Raw genomic sequence first — 20,860 nt, 5'->3', positions numbered from 1 at the left:
ATTATTTACTATCATTTTCAAACTATTTATGGTAAAATCGAAGATGGAGAAGGAAAAAATGAGGTGAAAATATGGCAATTCCAAAGTATCAATATATCAAAGATGAATTGAAAAATAAAATCATTTCAGGTCAATTTGCAAGTGGCGACAAGTTCTACACTGAAGCAGAATTGATTGCAATGTATGACGTAAGTTCAATCACTGTTGTTCGCGCCTTAAACGACCTTGCTAAAGACGGTTATATTGTCCGCCAACAAGGAAAGGGAACCTTTGTGGCTCGCGCTCGCAAGCACAAACTCGTAGAATTTTCTGATGTAGAAATTTTTGAAACCAAGGACGATAAAGTCACTGTTCTTTCCATTGAACGCGGTAACGATCTTAACTACTTAGAAAAATTGGGATTGCGTGGCGATCAATTTTATTACAAAATCGAACGTATCCGTGAATCTAACGGTGTTACTTATATCTACCATACATCTTATATCCCTGAACAATACATCAATGCAAACTATCCAAATCTTGAATACTATAGTTCTATCTATAATCGTTTCAAATTGGACTACCACATTCACATGAATGACGAGCATTTTGAAGAAATCAATGAAATTGTATTTCCAACTCCAGAACATGCTGCTTCTATCCTAGGAATCGACGCTCAATTCCCAACTGTTCTCCAAACCAAGACAACTAAACTTGAGTCAACTGGCCAAGTGTTGGAATACATTGAAACTTACAAACGTTCTGATTTCTATAAGATTAAATTTATCTCTTGTGATCGCGATCACTAAACTTAAAAGTCTGAGACAATTGTTTCAGGCTTTTCTGTTTTTCATTATAGCACGCCAGCTTTTAGTAGGAAATATCAAATGACTTTAAACTATAATTTGGAGAAATTTTACTAAAAACAGAGTAAAAATTAAAATCAGTTCAAATTAAATAACTTCTTATATTTTTTATAGGTATTTTATTAAAATACTTGACTTTACTAGATTCAGATAATACAATGGAATCAGTTTGTGAAAACGCTACCAAATCAATAAATTAGGAGGTTATTTAATGAAACCAGAAAATAAACAGCGTTTCTCTATTCGTAAATACGCAATCGGAGCAGCTTCTGTCTTGATCGGCTTTGCCTTTCATGCACAAGCTGTTGCCGCTGATGGAGTCGTACCTACTACAACAGAGAATCAACCTACTATCCAAGCCGCAGGAGAATCGTCTCCACAGGCCAGCGAAGAAAAACTTGAAACTAGTCCTACACCAGAAGCCGTAGCTCCTGCAGCTCCAGTGACACCTGTAACAAACACTGAAGCACCAAAAGTTGAAGCTACTCCTGCTCCTATCGTAGAAAAAACTGTTACAACCGAAGAAACTCCAGCAAAACCAGAAGTAACTGAAGAAGCTAAGCAGCCAGAACCAGAAAAGGCAGAAAACAAAGAAGTTGCTAAAGTAGTCGCTACAGAGAAAGCAGCTCAAGTCAATGAAAAACTAGCTAAAAAGAAAATCGTTTCAATCGATGCAGGGCGTAAATACTTCTCTCCTGAACAACTGAAAGAAATCATCGACAAAGCCAAACACTATGGCTATACTGATCTTCATCTCCTAGTCGGAAATGACGGCTTGCGCTTTATGCTAGATGATATGTCCCTAACTGTAGGAGACAAGACTTATGCGAGCGACGATGTCAAACGCGCTGTTGAAAACGGAACAAACGCCTACTACAACGATCCAAACGGCAATCATCTAACTGAAAGTCAAATGACCGACTTGATTAACTATGCTAAGGATAAAGGTATCGGCCTTATCCCATCTGTTAACAGTCCTGGTCACATGGACGCTATCCTCAATGCCATGAAAGAACTTGGCATTGAAAAACCTAACTTCAACTACTTTGGTAAAGAATCAGCACGTACTGTTGACCTTGATAATGAAAAAGCAGTTGCCTTCACAAAAGCTTTGATTGACAAGTATGCAGGCTACTTTGCTGGTAAGTCTGAAATCTTCAACATCGGTTTGGATGAGTACGCTAACGATGCTACGGATGCTAAAGGATGGAGCGTACTTCAAGCCTATAAATGGTATCCAGAAGATGGATTCCCAGACAAGGGCTATGACAAATTCATCGCCTATGCTAATGACCTAGCTCGTATCGTCAAATCTCACGGTCTAAAACCTATGGCCTTCAACGACGGTATCTACTATAATAGCGATACAAGTTTTGGTACCTTTGACAAGGACATCATCGTCTCTATGTGGACTGGTGGCTGGGGCGGTTACGATGTCGCTTCTTCTAAATTACTAGCTGAAAAAGGACATGAAATCCTCAATACTAACGATGCTTGGTACTACGTTCTCGGCCGTAATGCTGACGGACAAGGGTGGTATAACCTAGATCAAGGATTGAACGGCATTAAGAGCACACCGATTACTTCTGTACCAAAAACTGAAGGAGCTGACGTTCCTATTATCGGTGGGATGGTAGCTGCTTGGGCTGATACTCCATCTGCTCGCTACTCTCCATCTCGTCTCTTCAAACTCATGCGTCAATTCGCAAACTCAAATGCTGAATACTTCGCTGCTGATTACGAGTCTGCTGAACAAGCTCTGAAAGATGTTCCAACAGACCTTACTCGCTACACAGAAGAAAGTATTGCAGCCGTTAAAGAAGCCGAAAAAGCCATCCGTGCTCTCGATAGCAACCTCAGCCGTGCTCAACAAGATACTATTGATCAAGCGATCGCAAAACTCCAGGAAGCTGTTAGCAACTTGACCTTCACTCCAGAAGCTCAAAAAGAAGAAGATGCTAAACGCGAAGTTGAAAAACTAGCTAAGAACAAGGTTATCTCTATCGATGCTGGACGTAAATACTTCACGCTAGACCAACTTAAACGCATCGTAGATAAAGCCAGCGAACTCGGTTACTCTGACCTTCACTTGCTCCTTGGAAACGATGGACTTCGCTTCCTACTTGATGATATGAGTATCTCAGCAAACGGCAAGACTTATGCAAGCGACGATGTGAAAAAGGCCATCACCGAAGGAACAAAATCTTACTACGATGATCCTAACGGAACTACTTTGAACCAAGCTGAAATCACTGAGCTTATCCAGTATGCTAAGGACAAAGGGATTGGACTCATCCCAGCTATCAATAGCCCAGGTCATATGGATGCTATGCTTGTCGCTATGGAAAAATTAGGCATCGCAAACCCTCAAGCTAACTTTGACAAGGTTTCAAAAACAACTATGGACCTTGAAAACGAAGAAGCAATGAACTTTACAAAAGCCCTTATCGGTAAGTACATGGACTTCTTTGCAGGCAAGACTAAGATCTTTAACTATGGTACAGATGAGTATGCTAATGACGCTACCAATGCTCAAGGTTGGTACTACCTCAAGTGGTATGGTCTCTACGGCAAATTTGCTGAATACTCTAATAGCCTAGCTGCCATGGCTAAAGAAAAAGGCTTGCAACCAATGGCCTTTAACGATGGCTTCTACTACGAAGACAAGGATGATGTTGAGTTTGATAAAGATGTTATCATCTCTTACTGGTCTAAAGGCTGGTGGGGTTACAACCTTGCGTCTCCTCAATACCTAGCAAGCAAAGGTTATAAATTCCTTAACACGAATGGGGATTGGTACTACATTCTCGGTCAAAAACCAGAAGATGGCGGTGGCTTCCTCAAGAAAGCTATTGAAAATACTGAAAAAACTCCATTTAACCAACTAGCATCAACTAAATATCCTGAAGTTGACCTACCTACTGTTGGTAGTATGTTAGCTATCTGGGCTGATAGACCAAGCGCAGAATACAAGGAAGAAGAAATCTTTGAACTCATGACTGCCTTTGCAGACCACAACAAGGACTACTTCCGTGCTGATTACAAAGCGCTACGCGAAGAACTTGCTCAAATCCCTGAAAACTTAGAAGGATATAGCACAGAAAGCCTCGACGCTCTCAAGGCTGCTAAAGATGCTCTTAACTACAACCTCAATCGTAACAAACAAGCTGAATTGGATACACTTGTAGCTAATCTCAAAGCTGCTAGACTGGGTCTCAAACCAGCTGCAACTCACTCAGGAAGCCTCGATGAGAGCGAAACTCCTGCTGCTGTTGAAAACCAACCAGAGCTTCTAGTTAAGACAGAAGAAATTCCGTTTGAGATTGTTAAGAAAGACAATCCTAACCTTCCAGCAGGACAAGAGAAAGTCATCACTGAAGGTGTCAAAGGTGAACGGACTATCTATCTTTCAGTTGCGACTGAAAATGGCAAGCAAACAGAAACAGTTCTTGAAAGACAAGTAACGAAAGAAGCTGTCAATCAAGTTGTCGAAGTTGGAACATTAGCGACACATGTAGGAGACGAAAAAGGTCAAGCTCCTGTTGTAAATAAACCTCGTGTAGTCATCGAAGATGAAGAAATTCCATTTACAACCATCACTCGCGAAACTCCTTCACTACCTAAGGGACAAACTCGTCTAGTAACTGCAGGTGTCAACGGTCGTCGTAGCCATTTTTACTCTGTGACTACTGCTGCTGATGGATCTGAAGTTAAAACATTGGTTACTAGTGTTGTCGCTCAAGAACCAGTCGCTCAAGTGATCGAAGTTGGTAACCCTATCACTCATCTTGGTGATGAACATGGTCAAGCAGCTATCGCTGAAGAAAAACCAAAACTAGAAATTCCAAGTGAACCAGCTCCAGCAACTGTTCCTGCTGAGGAAAACAAAGCTCTTCCTCAAAGCCCAGCTCCTGTAGCAAAAGAAAATAAACTTCCTGAAACAGGAAGCCAAGGTTCAGAATGGTTGATTGCTACTGGTCTTATGACTGCTCTCACAGCTTACGGACTTAGCAAGAAAAAAGATTAAGCACAAATAAAAAGCGGGACAAAAGTCTCGCTTTTTATTGTGATTATTAGTCACCCAAACCGATGCGTTCGAAGATCTCATCCACACGTTTGGTATAGTAAGTTGGGTTAAAGATTTCGTCGATTTCTTCTTGAGTGAGGCGTGAAGTCACTTCTGGATCAGCTTCAAGAAGTGGTTTAAAGTCTACTTGATTATCCCATGATTGGGCAGTCTTTGGTTGAACAAGGTCATAAGCTTGCTCACGCGTCATACCTTTTTCAATCAAAGCCAACATAGCACGTTGGCTGAAGATCAAACCAAATGTAGAATTCATGTTGCGGATCATGTTTTCTGGGAAGACTGTCAAGTTCTTAACGATGTTTCCGAAACGATTAAGCATATAGTCAATCAAGATGGTTGTATCTGGTGCAATGATACGCTCAGCTGATGAGTGAGAAATGTCACGTTCGTGCCAGAGTGATACATTTTCATAAGCTGTTACCATGTGACCACGGATCACACGCGCAAGACCTGTCATGTTTTCAGAACCGATAGGGTTACGTTTGTGAGGCATAGCTGAAGAACCTTTTTGACCTTTGGCAAAGAACTCTTCCACTTCACGTTGTTCTGATTTTTGAAGACCACGAATTTCAGTCGCCATACGCTCAATAGAAGTTGCAATGCTAGCAAGAACTGCAAAATACTCAGCGTGAAGGTCACGAGGAAGGACCTGTGTAGAGATTTCTTGAGCACGGATACCAAGTTTGTCGCAGACGTATTTTTCAACGAATGGTGGGATGTTGGCAAAGTTACCAACCGCACCAGAAATCTTACCAGCTTCGACGCCAGCAGCCGCATGCTCGAAACGCTCGATGTTCCGTTTCATTTCGCTGTACCAAGTAGCCAATTTAAGACCAAAAGTTGTCGGCTCAGCGTGCACACCATGGGTACGCCCCATCATGATAGTGAATTTGTGTTCTTTGGCTTTGTCAGCGATGATATTGAGGAAGTTTTCAAGATCCTTGCGGATGATGTCGTTGGCTTGTTTGTAGAGGTAACCATAGGCCGTATCTACCACGTCAGTAGAAGTCAACCCATAGTGAACCCACTTACGCTCTTCACCAAGCGTCTCAGAAACCGCACGTGTGAAGGCAACCACATCGTGACGAGTTTGCTGCTCGATTTCCAAAATACGGTCAATGTCAAAATCCGCCTTCTCGCGAATCAAAGCCACATCTTCCTTAGAAATTTCTCCCAATTCAGCCCATGCTTCGTCAGCCAAGATTTCCACCTCAAGCCAAGCACGGTATTTATTTTCTTCAGTCCAAATGTTCGCCATCTCTGGGCGAGAGTAACGTTCGATCATTGTTATATTTTCCTTTCTTTTGATGTTTCACTTAAGTGGAGCGGAGGGCGGACGTCAGCAGCTTCCTTTGGAATCTCATGACTAAATCTTAAGCCTAAAGTCTCAACATTTCCGTCGCTTACGCTTTCCCCATGGCGTGAAACATCCGTTTAACGACTAAAAGTCGTTTTATTCAAATTCTTCTTTCCCAATAAACACAGATGGGTAGTGATCTAGTGTATTCAAATCCGTATCCAGCGGTAGATCATAGATAGCTAAATAGTTATCAGGATATTGTGCAACTAGCTCTTCATACTTAGTTTTCACCTTTTCGTGATCACTACTAGCATACAAGACTTCGACGACTGCTCCAGTCTTCTCTTTTTCAACAAATGCGTTGACAATGAGTTGTATCATAAAAAACTCCTAAATCGAAATGCCCTTCATATTTGCTTCCAGAATAGGCATCTTCACACCTAACACCTGACCGGTCTGATAAACACTTTGACAACAATAGAAGATGTCCTGTTTATCATTGTGCAAAGTCATAATTTTTCGGGTCAGCTCATTTTTCGCAAACATGACTTTCATGGCTTTGCCGGCTATCCAAGTGGGAATTTTGTATGGCAATAGTTCTGCTTTGTAAAGCTTCAAATTCACGCCACGCGCTTCTACGACTTTCAAAGCTTCTCGAATGGCCTTGATGGCCAATGATAATTCCGATGAACTACTCATCAAGTTCAAAGCCAGTTCTTCTGGATTTTCCAAATTTCCTGAGCGAGCAGCTGTCGAAGTGACACCTGCGTTAATCGCCATGTGAATCCAAATCCACTCGACCATATCATGAGGCACTTCCCACTTCAAATCTGCAGAAACTAGTAAAGCCGTCAGATCAGCGTAGTTTGAAATGTGTGCTTTTTGCTCACCTTCTAGCATTAAATGGTCGAACAAGACACCATCCAAATGGTTCTCCTGCATATGACCACCCGCTGTCGGAAAGGCCAAAATATAGTCGTAATTCCCTGCCCACTCTTGGACCTCTTTTCGATTATCCCAGAAATTACAAAAGAAAACAAGGATGCCTTTGATATTGTTTTTTCGCAAGGTTTCCACAGCTTCTTTGACAAGTCCATGACGCACACTGAGAAAAATAAAATCATATTCCGAATGAGCTTCTGCCACATGAACCTCATAAGTATCATGCTTGTTCTCACCTTTGGAATGATAGCGACCATCTAGCAGATCAACTGACAACTCCTTCGGTGCATTGTTTTTCTTACTATCTCTCAGTACGTGTTCCACTTGATGGCCTGCTTTTTGAAAGGCGTAGGCATAAGTGGTCCCGATCACTCCGAGTCCTAGAATCGCTATTTTCACTTAAAAATCAATCCCTTTCCCAAACTCCTCAACCTCATCCGGCACACTACTAAACAAAGTCACATGTCCCATCTTGCGGTTGTGCTTCGCTTCTATTTTACCATACAAATGGAGGTGGGCGCTTGGATTTTCTGTCACATATTTTTCAGCAGCCTCAACATGCTGACCAAGAACATTGAGCATGACTGCTGGTGCATGTAGTTTGATGTCTGGCAATGGTGCTCCCAGAACACCCAGAATATGAGTGTCAAACTGAGAAAAGTCGCAGGCTTCAATCGAGTAGTGGCCTGAGTTGTGTGGGCGTGGAGCAATCTCATTAACGATAATATCATCAGCTGTCGCAAACATTTCCACGCAAAGAGTTCCAGAAAGGTTCAATTGTTCAGCGATTCGCACTGCCATGGTCTTGGCTTTGTCTGCTAGACTTTCAGAAATGCGAGCAGGCACAATAGTTTTTGAAAGAATGTTGTTACGATGGATATTCTCCTGAATAGGGAAGACTGTCACATTCTTGCCATTTCCTGACACGATGACAGAAATCTCAAGGTCAAAGTTGACAAATTCTTCCAAGACACAGTCCGCTGAATCAGCTAGTGCATAGGCTTCTTCCAAGTCTGCTTCCGAACGAATGACCTTCTGACCATGGCCATCGTAACCACCGGTTGCTGTCTTGAGGACATAGTTTTTCGAGAGGTCGGTATCTGCCAAGTCTTTGCTAGAAGTTACGACCTTGTAAGGGGCCACAGTGACTTGTGCCTTGTTGGAAAGAAAGTCCTTCTCAAAGATTCGGTTTTGGGAGATGCGAAGTAGGTCGGTCCCTTGAGGAAGCTGACCGTCTTTGATAACAGCGTCCAAACCATCAGCGTCGACATTTTCAAACTCATAGGTAAGGACATCACATCGCTCAGCCAGCTGACGTAGGGCGTTCACATCGTTATAGGGAGCCACGATGATTTCCGCTACGCGAGAGGCCGGACAATCCACTGCAGGATCCAGCGCGATAACCTTGTGACCCATGTAGATAGCAGAAATGGCTATCATCTGACCAAGCTGACCGCCCCCAATAATTCCGATTGTTTTAGATGAGCTCATTTGTAGACTCCTCTGCGATTTTTCCTTGCTCTTCAGCAAAATTAGCAAGTGCAGTCGCGATGGTTTCGTCTTCTACTGAGAGGAGACGGAGGGCAAAGAGGGCAGCGTTAGTAGCACCCGCTTCACCAATAGCCATAGTTGCGACAGGCACACCACCTGGCATCTGTACGATAGAATAGAGCGAGTCCACGCCACTAAGGGCACGTGATTTGACAGGTACCCCGATAACTGGAAGGGTTGTTTTTGCAGCAACCATCCCTGGCAAGTGGGCAGCACCACCCGCACCAGCGATGATGACCTTTATGCCACGACTACGTGCTTCTTCCGCATGTTTGAACATGAGGTCTGGTGTACGGTGTGCGGAAACAACTTTCTTTTCGTAGGCTACACCGAAGCGGTCTAGGACTTCTGCTGTTTTTTGCATGGTTGCCCAGTCGGATTTTGAGCCCATGATGAGGGAAATTACTGGTTTCATAGTTAATATCCTTTTCTTTTTTGATAATGGTCTTGGGTGGTGGGGACGGAAGCAAACCTTCGGTTTCATTCCTAAACTTTGAGCCTAAGGTCTCAAAGTTTCCCCCGACCAGAACATTCACTGTGCTGGTCTTTTCACCACGGCGACCATTATCGGGTTTGGCTCGCTTTCGCTCGCCATGACAAATTAGTATCTGTTAATCTTTTATTGCCTTGCTACCGATGTCAGTACGATAGAAGAGACCTTCTGTGTTTTGTTTGTTGAGTTGGTTGTAGATAATGTTTTGGCCATCTTTGACGGTGTCTGCTGTTGTGACGAGCATGTAGACACGTCCGCCGTTTGAGAGGAGGTCTTGGCTATTTTCAGCGAATTTTGCACCGGCATAGTAAGTGATGATGTCACCTTCTGTCTTAGCTGGAAGCTTGACACCCTTCTCATAAGCGAGTGGATAGCCATTTGAGGCTACAACCACACCTAGTGTCACACCCTTGTCCGTCCAAGTGATGGCTGGCTCTTTGCCATCCAAAATGTCAGTGATGTTTTCTGCAAAGTCAGATGTCAAACGAGGCAAGATGATTTGCGTTTCTGGATCTCCAAAGCGTGAGTTGAACTCGATGACTTTCGGTCCATCAGTTGTCAAGATAAGCCCCGCGTAAAGGACACCAAGATACGGACGACCTTCTTTGATCATGCCTTCAAGAACTGGCTTGACAATGGTGTCAACCGCTGTGTCAACCACGCTCTGTGGTAAGTGAGGAACTGGTGCATAGGCACCCATCCCACCAGTGTTAGGACCCTTGTCGCCATCATAAGCACGTTTGTGGTCCTGAGCCGTTGGCATGATATAGAACTTGTCTCCATTGACAAAGGCAAAGAGAGAGAACTCTTCCCCGTCAAGGAATTCCTCGATGACCACGCGCGCGCCTGAATCACCGAATTTATTGTCCAAAAGCATCTCATGAGCGACTTCAACTGCTTGCTCAACTGTCTCCGCAACAACGACACCTTTCCCAAGGGCCAAACCATCTGCCTTGACGACTATTGGAGCGCCTTTTCCCTCGATGTAAGCCTTAGCTTCCTTGAAGTCTGAAAAGGTCCCATAGGCCCCTGTCGGAACGTCGTACTTGACCATGATTTCCTTAGCAAAATTCTTGGACCACTCCAGCTCAGCCGCAGCTTTTGTCGGACCAAAAGCCTTGAGCCCAGCTGCATTGAAATCATCCACGATTCCAGCAGCAAGGGCATCATCTGGACCGATAAAGGTCCAAGCAATATCGTTGACTTTTGCGAAGTCGATCAACTTAGAATGTTCGGAAATAGAGATATTTACCAAATCAAGTCCATCTAAGGTCATACCGTCATTTCCAGGTGCCACGAAAACTTTCTCAACGTCTTTAGACTCTAATAATTTCTTAGCAATCGCATGCTCACGACCACCTGAGCCAACAACCAACAGTTTCATCTCTCAACCTCTTTTGCGAATTATTTACTAACATTATACCATAAACGTTCGTTTTAATCTTGTTTCGTTCAGCTTTTTAATCAAAAAAAGGAAAGAAACTGTTTTCTTCCCTTTCATTTTCTTAATGTCTAAAATGTCTCACTCCTGTGAAGACCATAGTCAAGCCATATTTATCAGCCGCTTCGATTGACTCTTGGTCACGGACTGATCCACCTGGTTGGATGATAGCCTTGATACCTGCTTTGGCGATTTCTTCCACGTTATCCGCAAATGGGAAGAAGGCGTCTGAAGCAAGAACAGCGCCATCAAGACGGTCTTTAGCCTGGTCAATAGCGATGCGGACTGAAGCCACGCGATTGGTTTGACCTGGGCCAACACCAAGTGTCATGTGGTCATTGGTCACGATGATACCGTTAGATTTGACGTACTTGATAGCCTTCCAAGCAAACTCAAGAGCTGTCGCTTCTGTCTCAGTTGGTTGGCGTTTAGTCACCACTTGCCAGTCAGCTGGACTTTCTTTGACAACGTCTTGGTTTTGAACGAGGAGACCACCAACAACACCTGTGTATTCTGCTTCTGCTTCGCTGGCATCTTGTGCGTCAAATGGCAAGGCAAGAATGCGCAAGTTTTTCTTCTTAGTCGTCAAGATTTCAAGTGCTTCGTCAGAATAGCTTGGTGCAATGATGATTTCAAGGAAAACACCGTGCATTTTTTGAGCTGTCGCAGCATCTACTTCACGGTTTAGAACGACGATACCGCCGAAGATGGATACTGGGTCAGACTTATAAGCGTAGTCCCAAGCAGTTTCGATGTCGTCAGCTTGACCGATCCCACATGGGTTCATGTGTTTGAGAGCCACCACGGTTGGACGATCTTTGAAGTCACGGATGATACGGATAGCGGCATCAGCATCACGGATATTGTTGAAGGACAATTCTTTCCCATTCAGCTGTTTAGCGGATGCAATGGAGTAATCCGTTGGCAAAGCTTTTTGGTAGAAGTCTGCGTCTTGTTGAGGGTTTTCACCGTAACGCATTGGTTGCTTAAGGTCATACGTCAAAGTGAGTTTCTCAGGTTTACTTTCCCCTACTTGAGCTGTGAAGTATTCTGCGATTAAGGCATCATAGGCTGCTGTGTGGCGGAAGACTTTCGCTGCCAAACGTTGGCGAGTTTCGTAGCTTGTTTCGCCGTTCGCTGACAATTCGTCAAGAACAACAGCATAGTCAGCAGGATCTACCACAACTGTGACGCTAGCGTGGTTCTTCGCTGCAGAGCGAAGCATAGATGGCCCACCAATATCGATATTTTCAACCGCATCCGCGTAAGTCACATCTGGTTTAAGAATCGTTTCCTTGAATGGGTAAAGGTTGACCACAACAAGGTCAATGAGCTCAATCTTGTTGTCTTTAGCCGCTTCCAAGTGGCTATCCAAGTCACGACGAGCCAAGAGTCCGCCATGAATATTTGGATGGAGGGTCTTCACACGACCGTCCATCATTTCCGGGAAACCAGTCACATCGTCAATGGCAATGGTATCAACACCGGCATTATCAAGGGCAATCTTGGTCCCACCTGTAGAGATGATATCCCAACCAAGTTTTTTAAGTTCTTGGGCAAATTCAACAATGCCCGCTTTGTCTGAGACTGAAATAAGTGCTCGTTTAGTCATTTTTCTTCCTTTCCTTGAATCAAGAGGCTCTTTCACATCAGTTAAACTAGAGACTGACGATTATAGTCTGTCAGCTGATTCCCCAGTTCTTGTAGCAAGTTCCTAACTTCAAACTTACTTTTCTCACTTTCGTAAACACTTCGCAGTTCGGCATCTGTCGCACCAATCAAGGTCACAAATTCCACTTTTCCATGCGGAGTATCAATGGTATCAGCTAAATCATCAGCAGCAGTCAAAAATCCTGTCAGATTAGACTTCTGCTGGGCATCAATCCCTACTGTCTGCTTGGTATAAATGTATTCTTCGGGCAAAACCACTTTACCTGTTTGAAAAATATATCTTGCAACATATTGTAGCAAACCACAACCATTTTTTATTTCTTCTTCGTCATTATTTGATTTCTTTAACTTAAAAGTCAATTCAATTCCATAACCACTATATTCAGGGTCTTCGCTTTCTTTTGTATATAATTCTGACAAGCCGTAGCTAACAAAATGCCAAAACTCTCCTGCATCATAAACACTAATACCATCAAGCGGATCTGGCCCACCTAACATATACTTAATAACCGTTCCATAATGAAGAGGATTTGGCTGATCAGGATATATACGATTAAACTCTGCATCAATGGCTTCCCATCCTGGAGCACTATCATCTGTATTTTCAGATTCAACAACAATCTTGTCTTCATCTTTAATCGGCTTTTCTTCGCCAGAAGATTTTTTCTTAAAAAAATCAAATAAACCCATAAATTCTCCTTAGCTGATGGCCTTTAGCTCTGCTACAAAATCATCTCTGATTTCCTTCTTGCTTTCTCTCCACTCCCAAATGTTCCAAGACTTCTGGATAAAGTTTGTACTCTGTTTCGTGGATGCGAGTTTCGAAAGTATCCAGGGTATCCCCTTCAAGGCGTGGTACACGAACCTGTTTGATGACCTTACCGGTATCAACACCAGAGTCCACCCAGTGAATAGTCACGCCAGACTGGTCAACGCCTGCATTCCAAGCATCCTCAATCCCATGAGCACCTGGGAATTCAGGGAGATAAGCTGGGTGAATATTGATGATACGACCTTCATAAGCTGCTAACAAGGTTGGCCCGACGATTTTCATGTAGCCTGCGAGACAAACCAAGTCAATCTGGTGCTCATCCAAGAGTTCAACGATGGCTCCTTCATAGTCTGCCTTGTTCTCAAACTCTTTGAGTTCGAAGGCATAAGATAAACCCCCTAGCTTTTCGGCACGCTCTAAGACATAGGCATCTCGGTGATCTGAGAAAACAAATTCTACTGGAAATTGTTCCGCAATCACCTGAAAGTTTGAGCCGTTACCAGAGGCAAAAACAGCAATCCTTTTAGTCATTATTTAATCACCACACTTGCGCCATCTTTCTTCACAATACGACCAATTTCATAAACAGGTTCGTCAAGAAGTTCTTTGACATGTTCCACATTCTCTGGTTTAACCGCAAGCATGAGACCAATACCCATGTTGAAGATTTCAAACATTTCTTCGTGTTTGATTTGGCCATATTTTTCAAGGGCTTTGAAAATTGGAAGAACAGGAACCTTGCTTTCATCAATTTCAGCAGCCAAGTCATCTGAGAACATACGTGGTACATTTTCGATAAAACCACCACCTGTGATGTGGGCAATACCGTTAACCAATTCTTCTTTGATGAGTGGCAAAGCTGCTTTGACGTAGATACGTGTTGGTTCCAAAAGAACGTCTTTAAGTTTCTTCCCTTCCAATTCTGGGAGAACTTCTTCACCTGTGTAATCAGCAAAGACACGACGAACAAGTGAGTAACCATTTGAGTGGATACCGCTTGAAGCAAGCCCAAGAATCACATCCCCTTCAGCTACTTTTGAACCGTCGATGATTTGAGATTTTTCTGCAACACCAACAGCAAAACCAGCCAAGTCATAGTCATCTTCACCGTACATACCAGGCATTTCAGCCGTTTCACCACCGATAAGGGCTGCACCAGCTTGCACACAACCTTCAGCCACACCAGCAACAACTTGTTCTAGTTTAGCTGGTTCATTTTTACCAGTTGCGATATAGTCCAAGAAGTAAAGAGGCTCTGCACCTGCAGCGATGATATCGTTGACACACATAGCTACACAGTCTTGTCCGATGGTATCGTGTTTGTCGTACTTGATGGCAAGCATTAGCTTAGTACCAACACCATCTGTACCTGAGATCAAAACTGGCTCTTTGACACCTGTTTTTGAAAGGTCAAACATACCACCGAAACCACCAAGAGCTCCCATAACACCTGCACGCTCCGTACGTGCCACGTGTTTTTTGATCCGTTCAACAACTTCATAACCCGCTTCAACGTCCACACCAGACTGCGCATAAGCATTTTTATTTGTCATTTGTTTATTCCTTTTCCTTTCCTTCAATGGGGAATTTTATTTGTAAAAATTCGTTTTTTCTTCCAAACTTCTACGATATTCTTCTTCATAATCATAGAGAGGAGTTGGATAGTTCCCATCAAAGTAAGCCACACAGAGACCGCCATTTGGCGCATCTGTTTCAATCCCAATAGAGTCAATCAATCCATCAATAGAAAGATAAGTCAGGCTATTCGCACCAATGATTTGGCAAGTTTCCTCAACGGTATGATTGGCCGCAATCAACTCCTGACGTGTCTGGATATCAATCCCGTAAAAACATGGATAGGCAAGAGCAGGACTACCAATGGCAACATGCACTTCTGATGCTCCTGCTTCTTTCAAAAGCTGAACAATGCGACGTGATGTTGTTCCTCGTACGATAGAGTCATCAATCATGACCACACGTTTGCCTTTAACGACACCAGAAACGGCAGACAATTTCATTCGAACTCCTTGCTCGCGCAATTCTTGAGTCGGCTGGATAAAGGTCCGTTGTGTATATTGGTTCTTGATAAGACCCATTTCATTTGGCAGACCTGATTCTTCGGCAAAGCCCATAGCTGCACTGAGTGAGGAGTTTGGCACACCGACCACAATGTCAGCTTCATGCTTGAACTCACGTGCTAATTGAGCTCCCATTCGCTTACGAGCCGTATGGACATTGACACCATGGATATTGGAGTCAGGACGGGCAAAGTAGATATACTCCATGGAACAGATAGCCAGTTGAGTATCATTTGTATAGCTGTCATACTGGATGCCATTATCATCAATAATAACAATCTCGCCTGGTTTCACATCGCGAATCCACTCAGCACCGATGACTTCAAAGGCACAGGTTTCAGATGAAACCACTACTGCTCCATTCCCCATTTTTCCGATTGACAGAGGACGAAAGCCGTTTGGATCAAGGGCTGCAATCAACTTATCTTCAAACATCAAGAGATAAGCAAAACCACCTTTAACCAGACTGAGTGCTTCTTTGATTTTACCCATTAGACTTGGATTGTGGCTACGGCGAATCAAGTGAGCCAAGATTTCTGAATCAGAGGTTGAACTGAAGATTGCCCCTCTTTGTTCCAATTCTTGCTTGAGAGATTCTGCATTGGTCAGATTACCGTTATGAGCCAAACCAAACTGCATATCGTGAAAGCGAAAGAGGAAAGGTTGGATATTGTCTACAGAAGCTTCTCCCGCAGTCGCATAACGCACATGTCCAATCGCTCCAGTTCCTGTCAATTTATCCAAATTAGCAGGATTTTTGAAGACTTCTGATAAAAGCCCCATATCACGATGACGCTTCAATTGTCCATGGTCATTGGAGAGGATACCTGCCCCCTCCTGACCACGGTGCTGAAGACTATGGAGTCCAAAATAGGTCATTTTGGCAGCATCTGGGTGGCCCCAGATACCAAAAACACCACATTCTTCATTAAGAGATTTTACTTCGTATGTCATTTTATATACCTAATTTTTATTTGTGTATCATTCCTTAACAATACTACAACGGAATGATACGGTAGAAGCTCGTTTCACTCGCAACAACAAATCATTTGCAATTATCGCAAGTTACATCTACTTGATTTTACATTCACTGATGGTTATCTATTAAAAAATCTGCAAATCTTACTTCCCAGTAAAGTATTTCACAGCTGATGCAAAGAGGTGCTGGTCTTTATTTCCTGGAATATTTTGGAAGAGACCATCTTCGAAACGTTCTGAGTGACCCATCTTACCAATAATTTGACCGTTCTTACTTGTAATACCTTCGATAGCATTGACAGATCCGTTAGGATTGTATTTTGAATCCATGCTTGGTTTACCTTCAAAGTCAACATATTGGCTAAAGATTTGACCATTGTCACGAAGCTCTGCAAATTCCTCAGCTGTCACAACAAACTTACCTTCACCGTGTGATACTGGGATGGCATGGATGTCACCAACTTCCACTCCAGCAAGCCATGGTGAGTTGGTATTGGCAATACGTGTTTCCACCATCTTAGCCACGTGTTGATTGGCATCATTGTAGAAGAGGGTTGGACTCGTGCTGCTTGCATCTTCAAAGTTACCGTATGGAAGAAGACCTGATTTAACAAGAGCTTGGAATCCGTTACAGATACCAATAATCAAACCACCACGTTCGATGAAGCTATCAATGGCTGCACGTACTTTTTCATTAAGCAAGATGTTAACGATAAATTTAGCTGATCCATCTGGTTCATCCGCTGCTGAGAAGCCACCTGCAAAGAAGATAATGTTAGCTTTTTCGATATTGTCAACCATGGTGTCAACAGACTTGACAATCGCCTCTTCGTTCAATGTTACAAATGGTACCAAGTTAACTTTTGCACCTTCTTTTTCAAAGGCCTTAGCTGAATCGTACTCAGAGTTCGTACCTGGGAATACTGGGATGTAAACCACTGGTGTCTCAACTGTTTCTTTAGCTTTGATCACAGCGTTTGATGCTACAACAGGTACTTCTTCCAACTCAGTTGCTTGTGCAAATTCTGTTGGGTAAACTTCTTCCAATTTACCTTGGAAGGCACTGTCAAGTTTGTGTCCATCAAGCGTTACACTATTGACAGTAAGTGTAAAGTCAGCTACTGTTTGTCCGATCTTGGCAACACCTGAAATCTCTTCAGGAGATGTGAAGACGAATCCACCCAATTGGGCTGTCAAGGCAGTGTCAAAGTCAGCTAATTCGACGTTTGCACCAATATGGTTACCAAATGTTGCAAGAGCAAGAGCTTCAACCACACCACCATATTTGACAGCTGATGCAGATGTGACTTTATGGTCAGCTTGGATGTCTTCAAATTGAGCAAAGTTAGACTTGATGAGATTGAAATCAATTTCTTGTGCCAAAGCTTGACCTGGGATGTAGTAAATATTTTCACCAGCAGTTTTGAATTCCGGAGAAAGTACCTTGCGGCTATCTGCAGTTGTTACCCCAAAAGCAACCAAGGTTGGTGGTACCGTCAATTCTTCAAAAGTACCAGACATAGAGTCTTTACCACCGATAGATGGCAAACCAAGTTGAATCTGAGCTTCAATGGATCCAAGGAGAGCAGCTACTGGTTGACCAAAACGCTCTGCTTGTTTATCCATACGCTCGAAGTACTCTTGGTAAGAGAAGCGAGCCTTAGACCAGTTTGCACCAGCAGCAACCAAACGAGCTGTTGCTTCGATAACCGCATAGGCAGCACCATGATATGGAGACCATTCTGCTACATAAGGGTTGAATCCTTGTGCCATGACTGAAGCCGTATGCGTTACACCATGTTGGACTGGCAATTTCTGTACAGAAGCTTCCGTTGGTGTGATTTGGTAGCGACCACCAAGTGGGTGGTTAACTGTTGAACGACCAACTGAGCTATCAAAGATGGTTTGTAAACCTTTTTGACTTGCGTGGTTAAGGTCAGCCAAGACTTCAAGAGTATCAGCTTCAAGGGTTTCAGCAGATGTTTGACGTTCTTCTGGAAGCTTGACATCCTTGTCAACCACCTTAGCATCTACAACTACGCGCACACCGTTTGTATCAAGGAAACGACGTTCCAAATCAACGATGGTTTCACCATTCCAGTGCATGACAAGATTTGGTTTTTCAGTCACTGTCGCAACGACAACAGCATCAATATTTTCTTTGTTACATGCTGCAATGAAGGCATCCACATCTTCTGGACGAACCACTACAGCCATACGCTCTTGAGATTCAGAGATGGCAATTTCTGTACCGTTCAAACCTTGGTATTTCAATGGCACTTTGTCTAGATCAATTTCAAGACCATCTGCCAATTCACCGATAGCCACACAAACACCACCAGCACCAAAGTCATTTGATTTCTTGATTAGACGTGTCACTTCTCCATTACGGAAAAGACGTTGAATCTTACGTTCTTCGATGGCATTCCCTTTTTGAACTTCAGCACCAGCTGTTTCAACAGATTCAACCGTTTGAACTTTAGAAGAACCTGTCGCACCACCGACACCGTCACGTCCAGTCTTACCACCAAGCAAGATAATCACATCACCTACTTCAGGTTTTTCACGGACAACATTTTCCTTAGGAGCCGCACCGACAACTGCACCTAGCTCCATACGCTTAGCGACGAAACCTGGGTGGAAGTATTCACGAACATAAGTTGTTGCAAGACCAATTTGGTTACCGTATGAAGAATAACCGTGAGCCGCTGTTTTAGAAATCACCTGTTGTGGCAATTTACCAGCACGAGTCGCTGAAATTGGAGCTGTAATATCACCAGCACCTGAGATACGCATGGCTTGGTAAACGTAGGAACGACCTGACAATGGGTCACGAATGGCACCACCGATACAAGTAGCCGCTCCACCAAATGGTTCGATTTCAGTTGGGTGGTTGTGGGTTTCGTTCTTGAACATGAGAAGCCATGGTTCTTTGACACCATTGACATCCACTTCAATTTCAACTGAGCAGGCGTTGATTTCATCAGACACTTCCATGTCGTCCAAACGACCATTAGCACGCTCATAACGGCCAAAAATAGTGGCCATATCCATCAAGGTTTGAGGTTTTTCGGTACGTCCCAACTCATCACGCATGGCAATATACTTGTCATAAGTCGCTTGCAATTGTTTTTCAAATTTAGAAGCTGAGAAGTCTATGTTTTTCAACTCAGTCTCGAAAGTTGTATGACGGCAGTGGTCAGACCAGTAAGTATCCAAAACCTTCAACTCAGTCTCAGTTGGTACACGTCCAATGGATTTGAAGTAATCTTGAATGAAGAGAAGGTCATCCACTTCCATGGCCAAGCCTTGCTCAGCCTTATACTGTGCAAAATCTTCTGCTGTAAAAGTTTCAAAGAAATCCAAGTTTGGAATGGTCTTGTCAGACTCAGAGAAATCCTGTTTCGCAATGCCAACAGTGATATCTTTGAAACGAGAATCCACTGGGTTCAAGAGATAGTTTTTGACAGCTTCCAACTCATTCGCATCAATATCCTTGTTAACCAAGTAAAGTTGCGCTGTGTTCACTGTTACATCATTTGAACTACCAAGCAAAAGCAAAGCTTCTTGTGAAGATGCCGCACGTTGGTCAAATTGACCAGGCAAACTTTCAATCGCAAAGAAAGCATACTTCTCAAGATCAGCCTTAACCGCAGCCTCGTCCAAAACAGTATCGGTCACTTGTTCAGAGAAGATATGTTTTCCCGCACGCGCAAACAAGTCCTCTGCCAAATTAAAGACATCGTAAACCTGAACGATTCGAAGATCATTCAAGGTTTTCAACTGAAGATTATGCTGTAATTCTTTTACTAAAGAGTGAGATTTCACACGAAAATCAGCTTTTTTCTCAACGAAAATACGTTTATCCATTTTATTTCCTTTATTTCTATTCAAATAGGTTATCGAAGACGAAGGTTTTACCTTTCAAACAAGTTACTTAAAGCCCTGCAATTTCTCTAATACAACCTTATATACATCCGTTAAACTGCCTAAATCTCTACGGAAAACATCCTTATCCATATGGTGCCCTTCCGCATCCCAAAGACGGCAGTTGTCTGGTGAAAATTCATCTGCCAAGATAATCTTACCGTCCTTATCAAAACCAAATTCCAATTTAAAGTCAATCAAACGCAGACCAATTTGTGCAAACCAATCTTTCAGCAATTCATTGATACGACGCGTTTCTTCCTTGATATAAGCAATTTGATCATCATTGGCAATATCCAAGAACTTGACATGCTCATCATTGATGAATGGATCATCCAAATCATCGTTCTTGTAGTAAAATTCAACGATTGGAGTCTCCAAGTCCAAACCTTCTTCAACGCCAAAACGTTTAGAAAAAGAACCCGCAGTCACGTTACGAAGAACAACCTCCAAAGGAATAATGGTCACCTTCTTGTTGAGTTGTTCGGTGTCAGAAATACGTTCGATAAAGTGTGTCGCCACACCAGCAGCATTCAATTTTTCAAAAATAAGAGACGAAATCTGATTATTTAACACACCTTTACCCTCAATGGTCTCTTTGCGAGCTCCATTCAGCATAGTGGCCTGGTCCTTGTAGACCGACTTAATCACATTTTCGTCTTCTGTAGTATAGATATCTTTAGCTTTTCCCGTATAAATAAGTTTACTGGACATTTTCTTGTTCGCCTTTCGTATTACTTTACATCATTCTAACACAACAGACACTAAAAATCAA

15 protein-coding genes are annotated in these 20,860 nt (G+C 43.0%); 2 read left to right on the top strand and 13 right to left on the bottom strand.

Annotated features, from left to right (window positions below; genetic code table 11):
• Window positions 1-71: 71 nt before the first annotated feature.
• Window positions 72-788 (top strand): GntR family transcriptional regulator, encoded by a 717-nt coding sequence (locus tag ADH81_RS04595; RefSeq protein ID WP_049526826.1) that lies wholly within the window; start codon window positions 72-74, stop codon window positions 786-788.
• Window positions 789-1,056: 268 nt separating this feature from the next.
• The gene (strH, locus tag ADH81_RS04590; RefSeq protein ID WP_049526824.1) at window positions 1,057-4,872 is read left to right on the top strand and encodes an LPXTG-anchored beta-N-acetylhexosaminidase StrH; all 3,816 of its coding nucleotides are present in this window, start codon (window positions 1,057-1,059) and stop codon (window positions 4,870-4,872) included.
• Window positions 4,873-4,918: 46 nt separating this feature from the next.
• Here the strand turns inward: strH and purB are convergent, their stop codons facing one another.
• The 13 genes from purB to purC all read right to left on the bottom strand — a co-directional run bounded on the left by purB (window position 4,919) and on the right by purC (window position 20,799).
• On the bottom strand, window positions 4,919-6,217 hold the full coding sequence (gene purB / locus ADH81_RS04585; RefSeq protein WP_049526822.1) for an adenylosuccinate lyase: 1,299 nt from the start codon (window positions 6,215-6,217) through the stop codon (window positions 4,919-4,921).
• Window positions 6,218-6,385: 168 nt separating this feature from the next.
• Window positions 6,386-6,613 (bottom strand): hypothetical protein, encoded by a 228-nt coding sequence (locus ADH81_RS04580; protein ID WP_049526820.1) that lies wholly within the window; start codon window positions 6,611-6,613, stop codon window positions 6,386-6,388.
• A gap of 9 nt (window positions 6,614-6,622) precedes the next feature.
• Window positions 6,623-7,573, bottom strand: a complete 951-nt coding sequence (locus ADH81_RS04575) for a ketopantoate reductase family protein (protein WP_049526818.1) — start codon at window positions 7,571-7,573, stop codon at window positions 6,623-6,625.
• A complete protein-coding gene (gene purK, locus ADH81_RS04570) occupies window positions 7,574-8,665 on the bottom strand; it encodes a 5-(carboxyamino)imidazole ribonucleotide synthase (protein WP_049526816.1) in 1,092 nt (363 codons plus the stop codon).
• On the bottom strand, window positions 8,652-9,140 hold the full coding sequence (purE, locus tag ADH81_RS04565) for a 5-(carboxyamino)imidazole ribonucleotide mutase (protein ID WP_049526814.1): 489 nt from the start codon (window positions 9,138-9,140) through the stop codon (window positions 8,652-8,654). Before purE ends, purK begins: the two co-directional genes overlap by 14 nt.
• Window positions 9,141-9,336: 196 nt before the next feature.
• Window positions 9,337-10,602 carry a phosphoribosylamine--glycine ligase gene (gene purD, locus ADH81_RS04560; protein WP_049526812.1) on the bottom strand — a complete coding sequence of 422 codons (1,266 nt, stop codon included), beginning with the start codon at window positions 10,600-10,602 and terminating at the stop codon, window positions 9,337-9,339.
• A gap of 121 nt (window positions 10,603-10,723) precedes the next feature.
• Window positions 10,724-12,271 carry a bifunctional phosphoribosylaminoimidazolecarboxamide formyltransferase/IMP cyclohydrolase gene (gene purH, locus ADH81_RS04555; protein WP_049526810.1) on the bottom strand — a complete coding sequence of 516 codons (1,548 nt, stop codon included), beginning with the start codon at window positions 12,269-12,271 and terminating at the stop codon, window positions 10,724-10,726.
• Between the two features lie 41 nt (window positions 12,272-12,312).
• On the bottom strand, window positions 12,313-13,020 hold the full coding sequence (locus ADH81_RS04550) for a suppressor of fused domain protein (protein WP_049526809.1): 708 nt from the start codon (window positions 13,018-13,020) through the stop codon (window positions 12,313-12,315).
• 40 nt (window positions 13,021-13,060) lie between these two features.
• Window positions 13,061-13,633, bottom strand: a complete 573-nt coding sequence (gene purN / locus ADH81_RS04545) for a phosphoribosylglycinamide formyltransferase (RefSeq protein ID WP_049526807.1) — start codon at window positions 13,631-13,633, stop codon at window positions 13,061-13,063.
• Entirely contained in the window at window positions 13,633-14,655 is a 1,023-nt protein-coding gene (gene purM, locus ADH81_RS04540) for a phosphoribosylformylglycinamidine cyclo-ligase (RefSeq protein WP_049526805.1), read from the bottom strand. The genes purN and purM overlap by 1 nt, the downstream gene beginning before the upstream one ends.
• A gap of 36 nt (window positions 14,656-14,691) precedes the next feature.
• Window positions 14,692-16,134: an amidophosphoribosyltransferase gene (gene purF / locus ADH81_RS04535; protein WP_049526804.1), complete on the bottom strand. Its 1,443-nt coding sequence runs from the start codon at window positions 16,132-16,134 to the stop codon at window positions 14,692-14,694.
• Window positions 16,135-16,302: 168 nt separating this feature from the next.
• Window positions 16,303-20,028 (bottom strand): phosphoribosylformylglycinamidine synthase, encoded by a 3,726-nt coding sequence (locus ADH81_RS04530; RefSeq protein WP_049526802.1) that lies wholly within the window; start codon window positions 20,026-20,028, stop codon window positions 16,303-16,305.
• Between the two features lie 63 nt (window positions 20,029-20,091).
• Window positions 20,092-20,799: a phosphoribosylaminoimidazolesuccinocarboxamide synthase gene (gene purC / locus ADH81_RS04525; protein ID WP_049526800.1), complete on the bottom strand. Its 708-nt coding sequence runs from the start codon at window positions 20,797-20,799 to the stop codon at window positions 20,092-20,094.
• Between the last annotated feature and the right edge of the window lie 61 nt (window positions 20,800-20,860).

The sequence above is a fragment of the Streptococcus pseudopneumoniae genome (assembly GCF_001072925.1).
In the GTDB taxonomy this organism is placed as follows: Bacteria; Bacillota; Bacilli; order Lactobacillales; family Streptococcaceae; genus Streptococcus; species Streptococcus pseudopneumoniae_Q.
The sequence above is the reverse complement of the archived record's forward strand: the minus strand, read 5'-3'. Positions and strand labels throughout refer to the sequence as shown.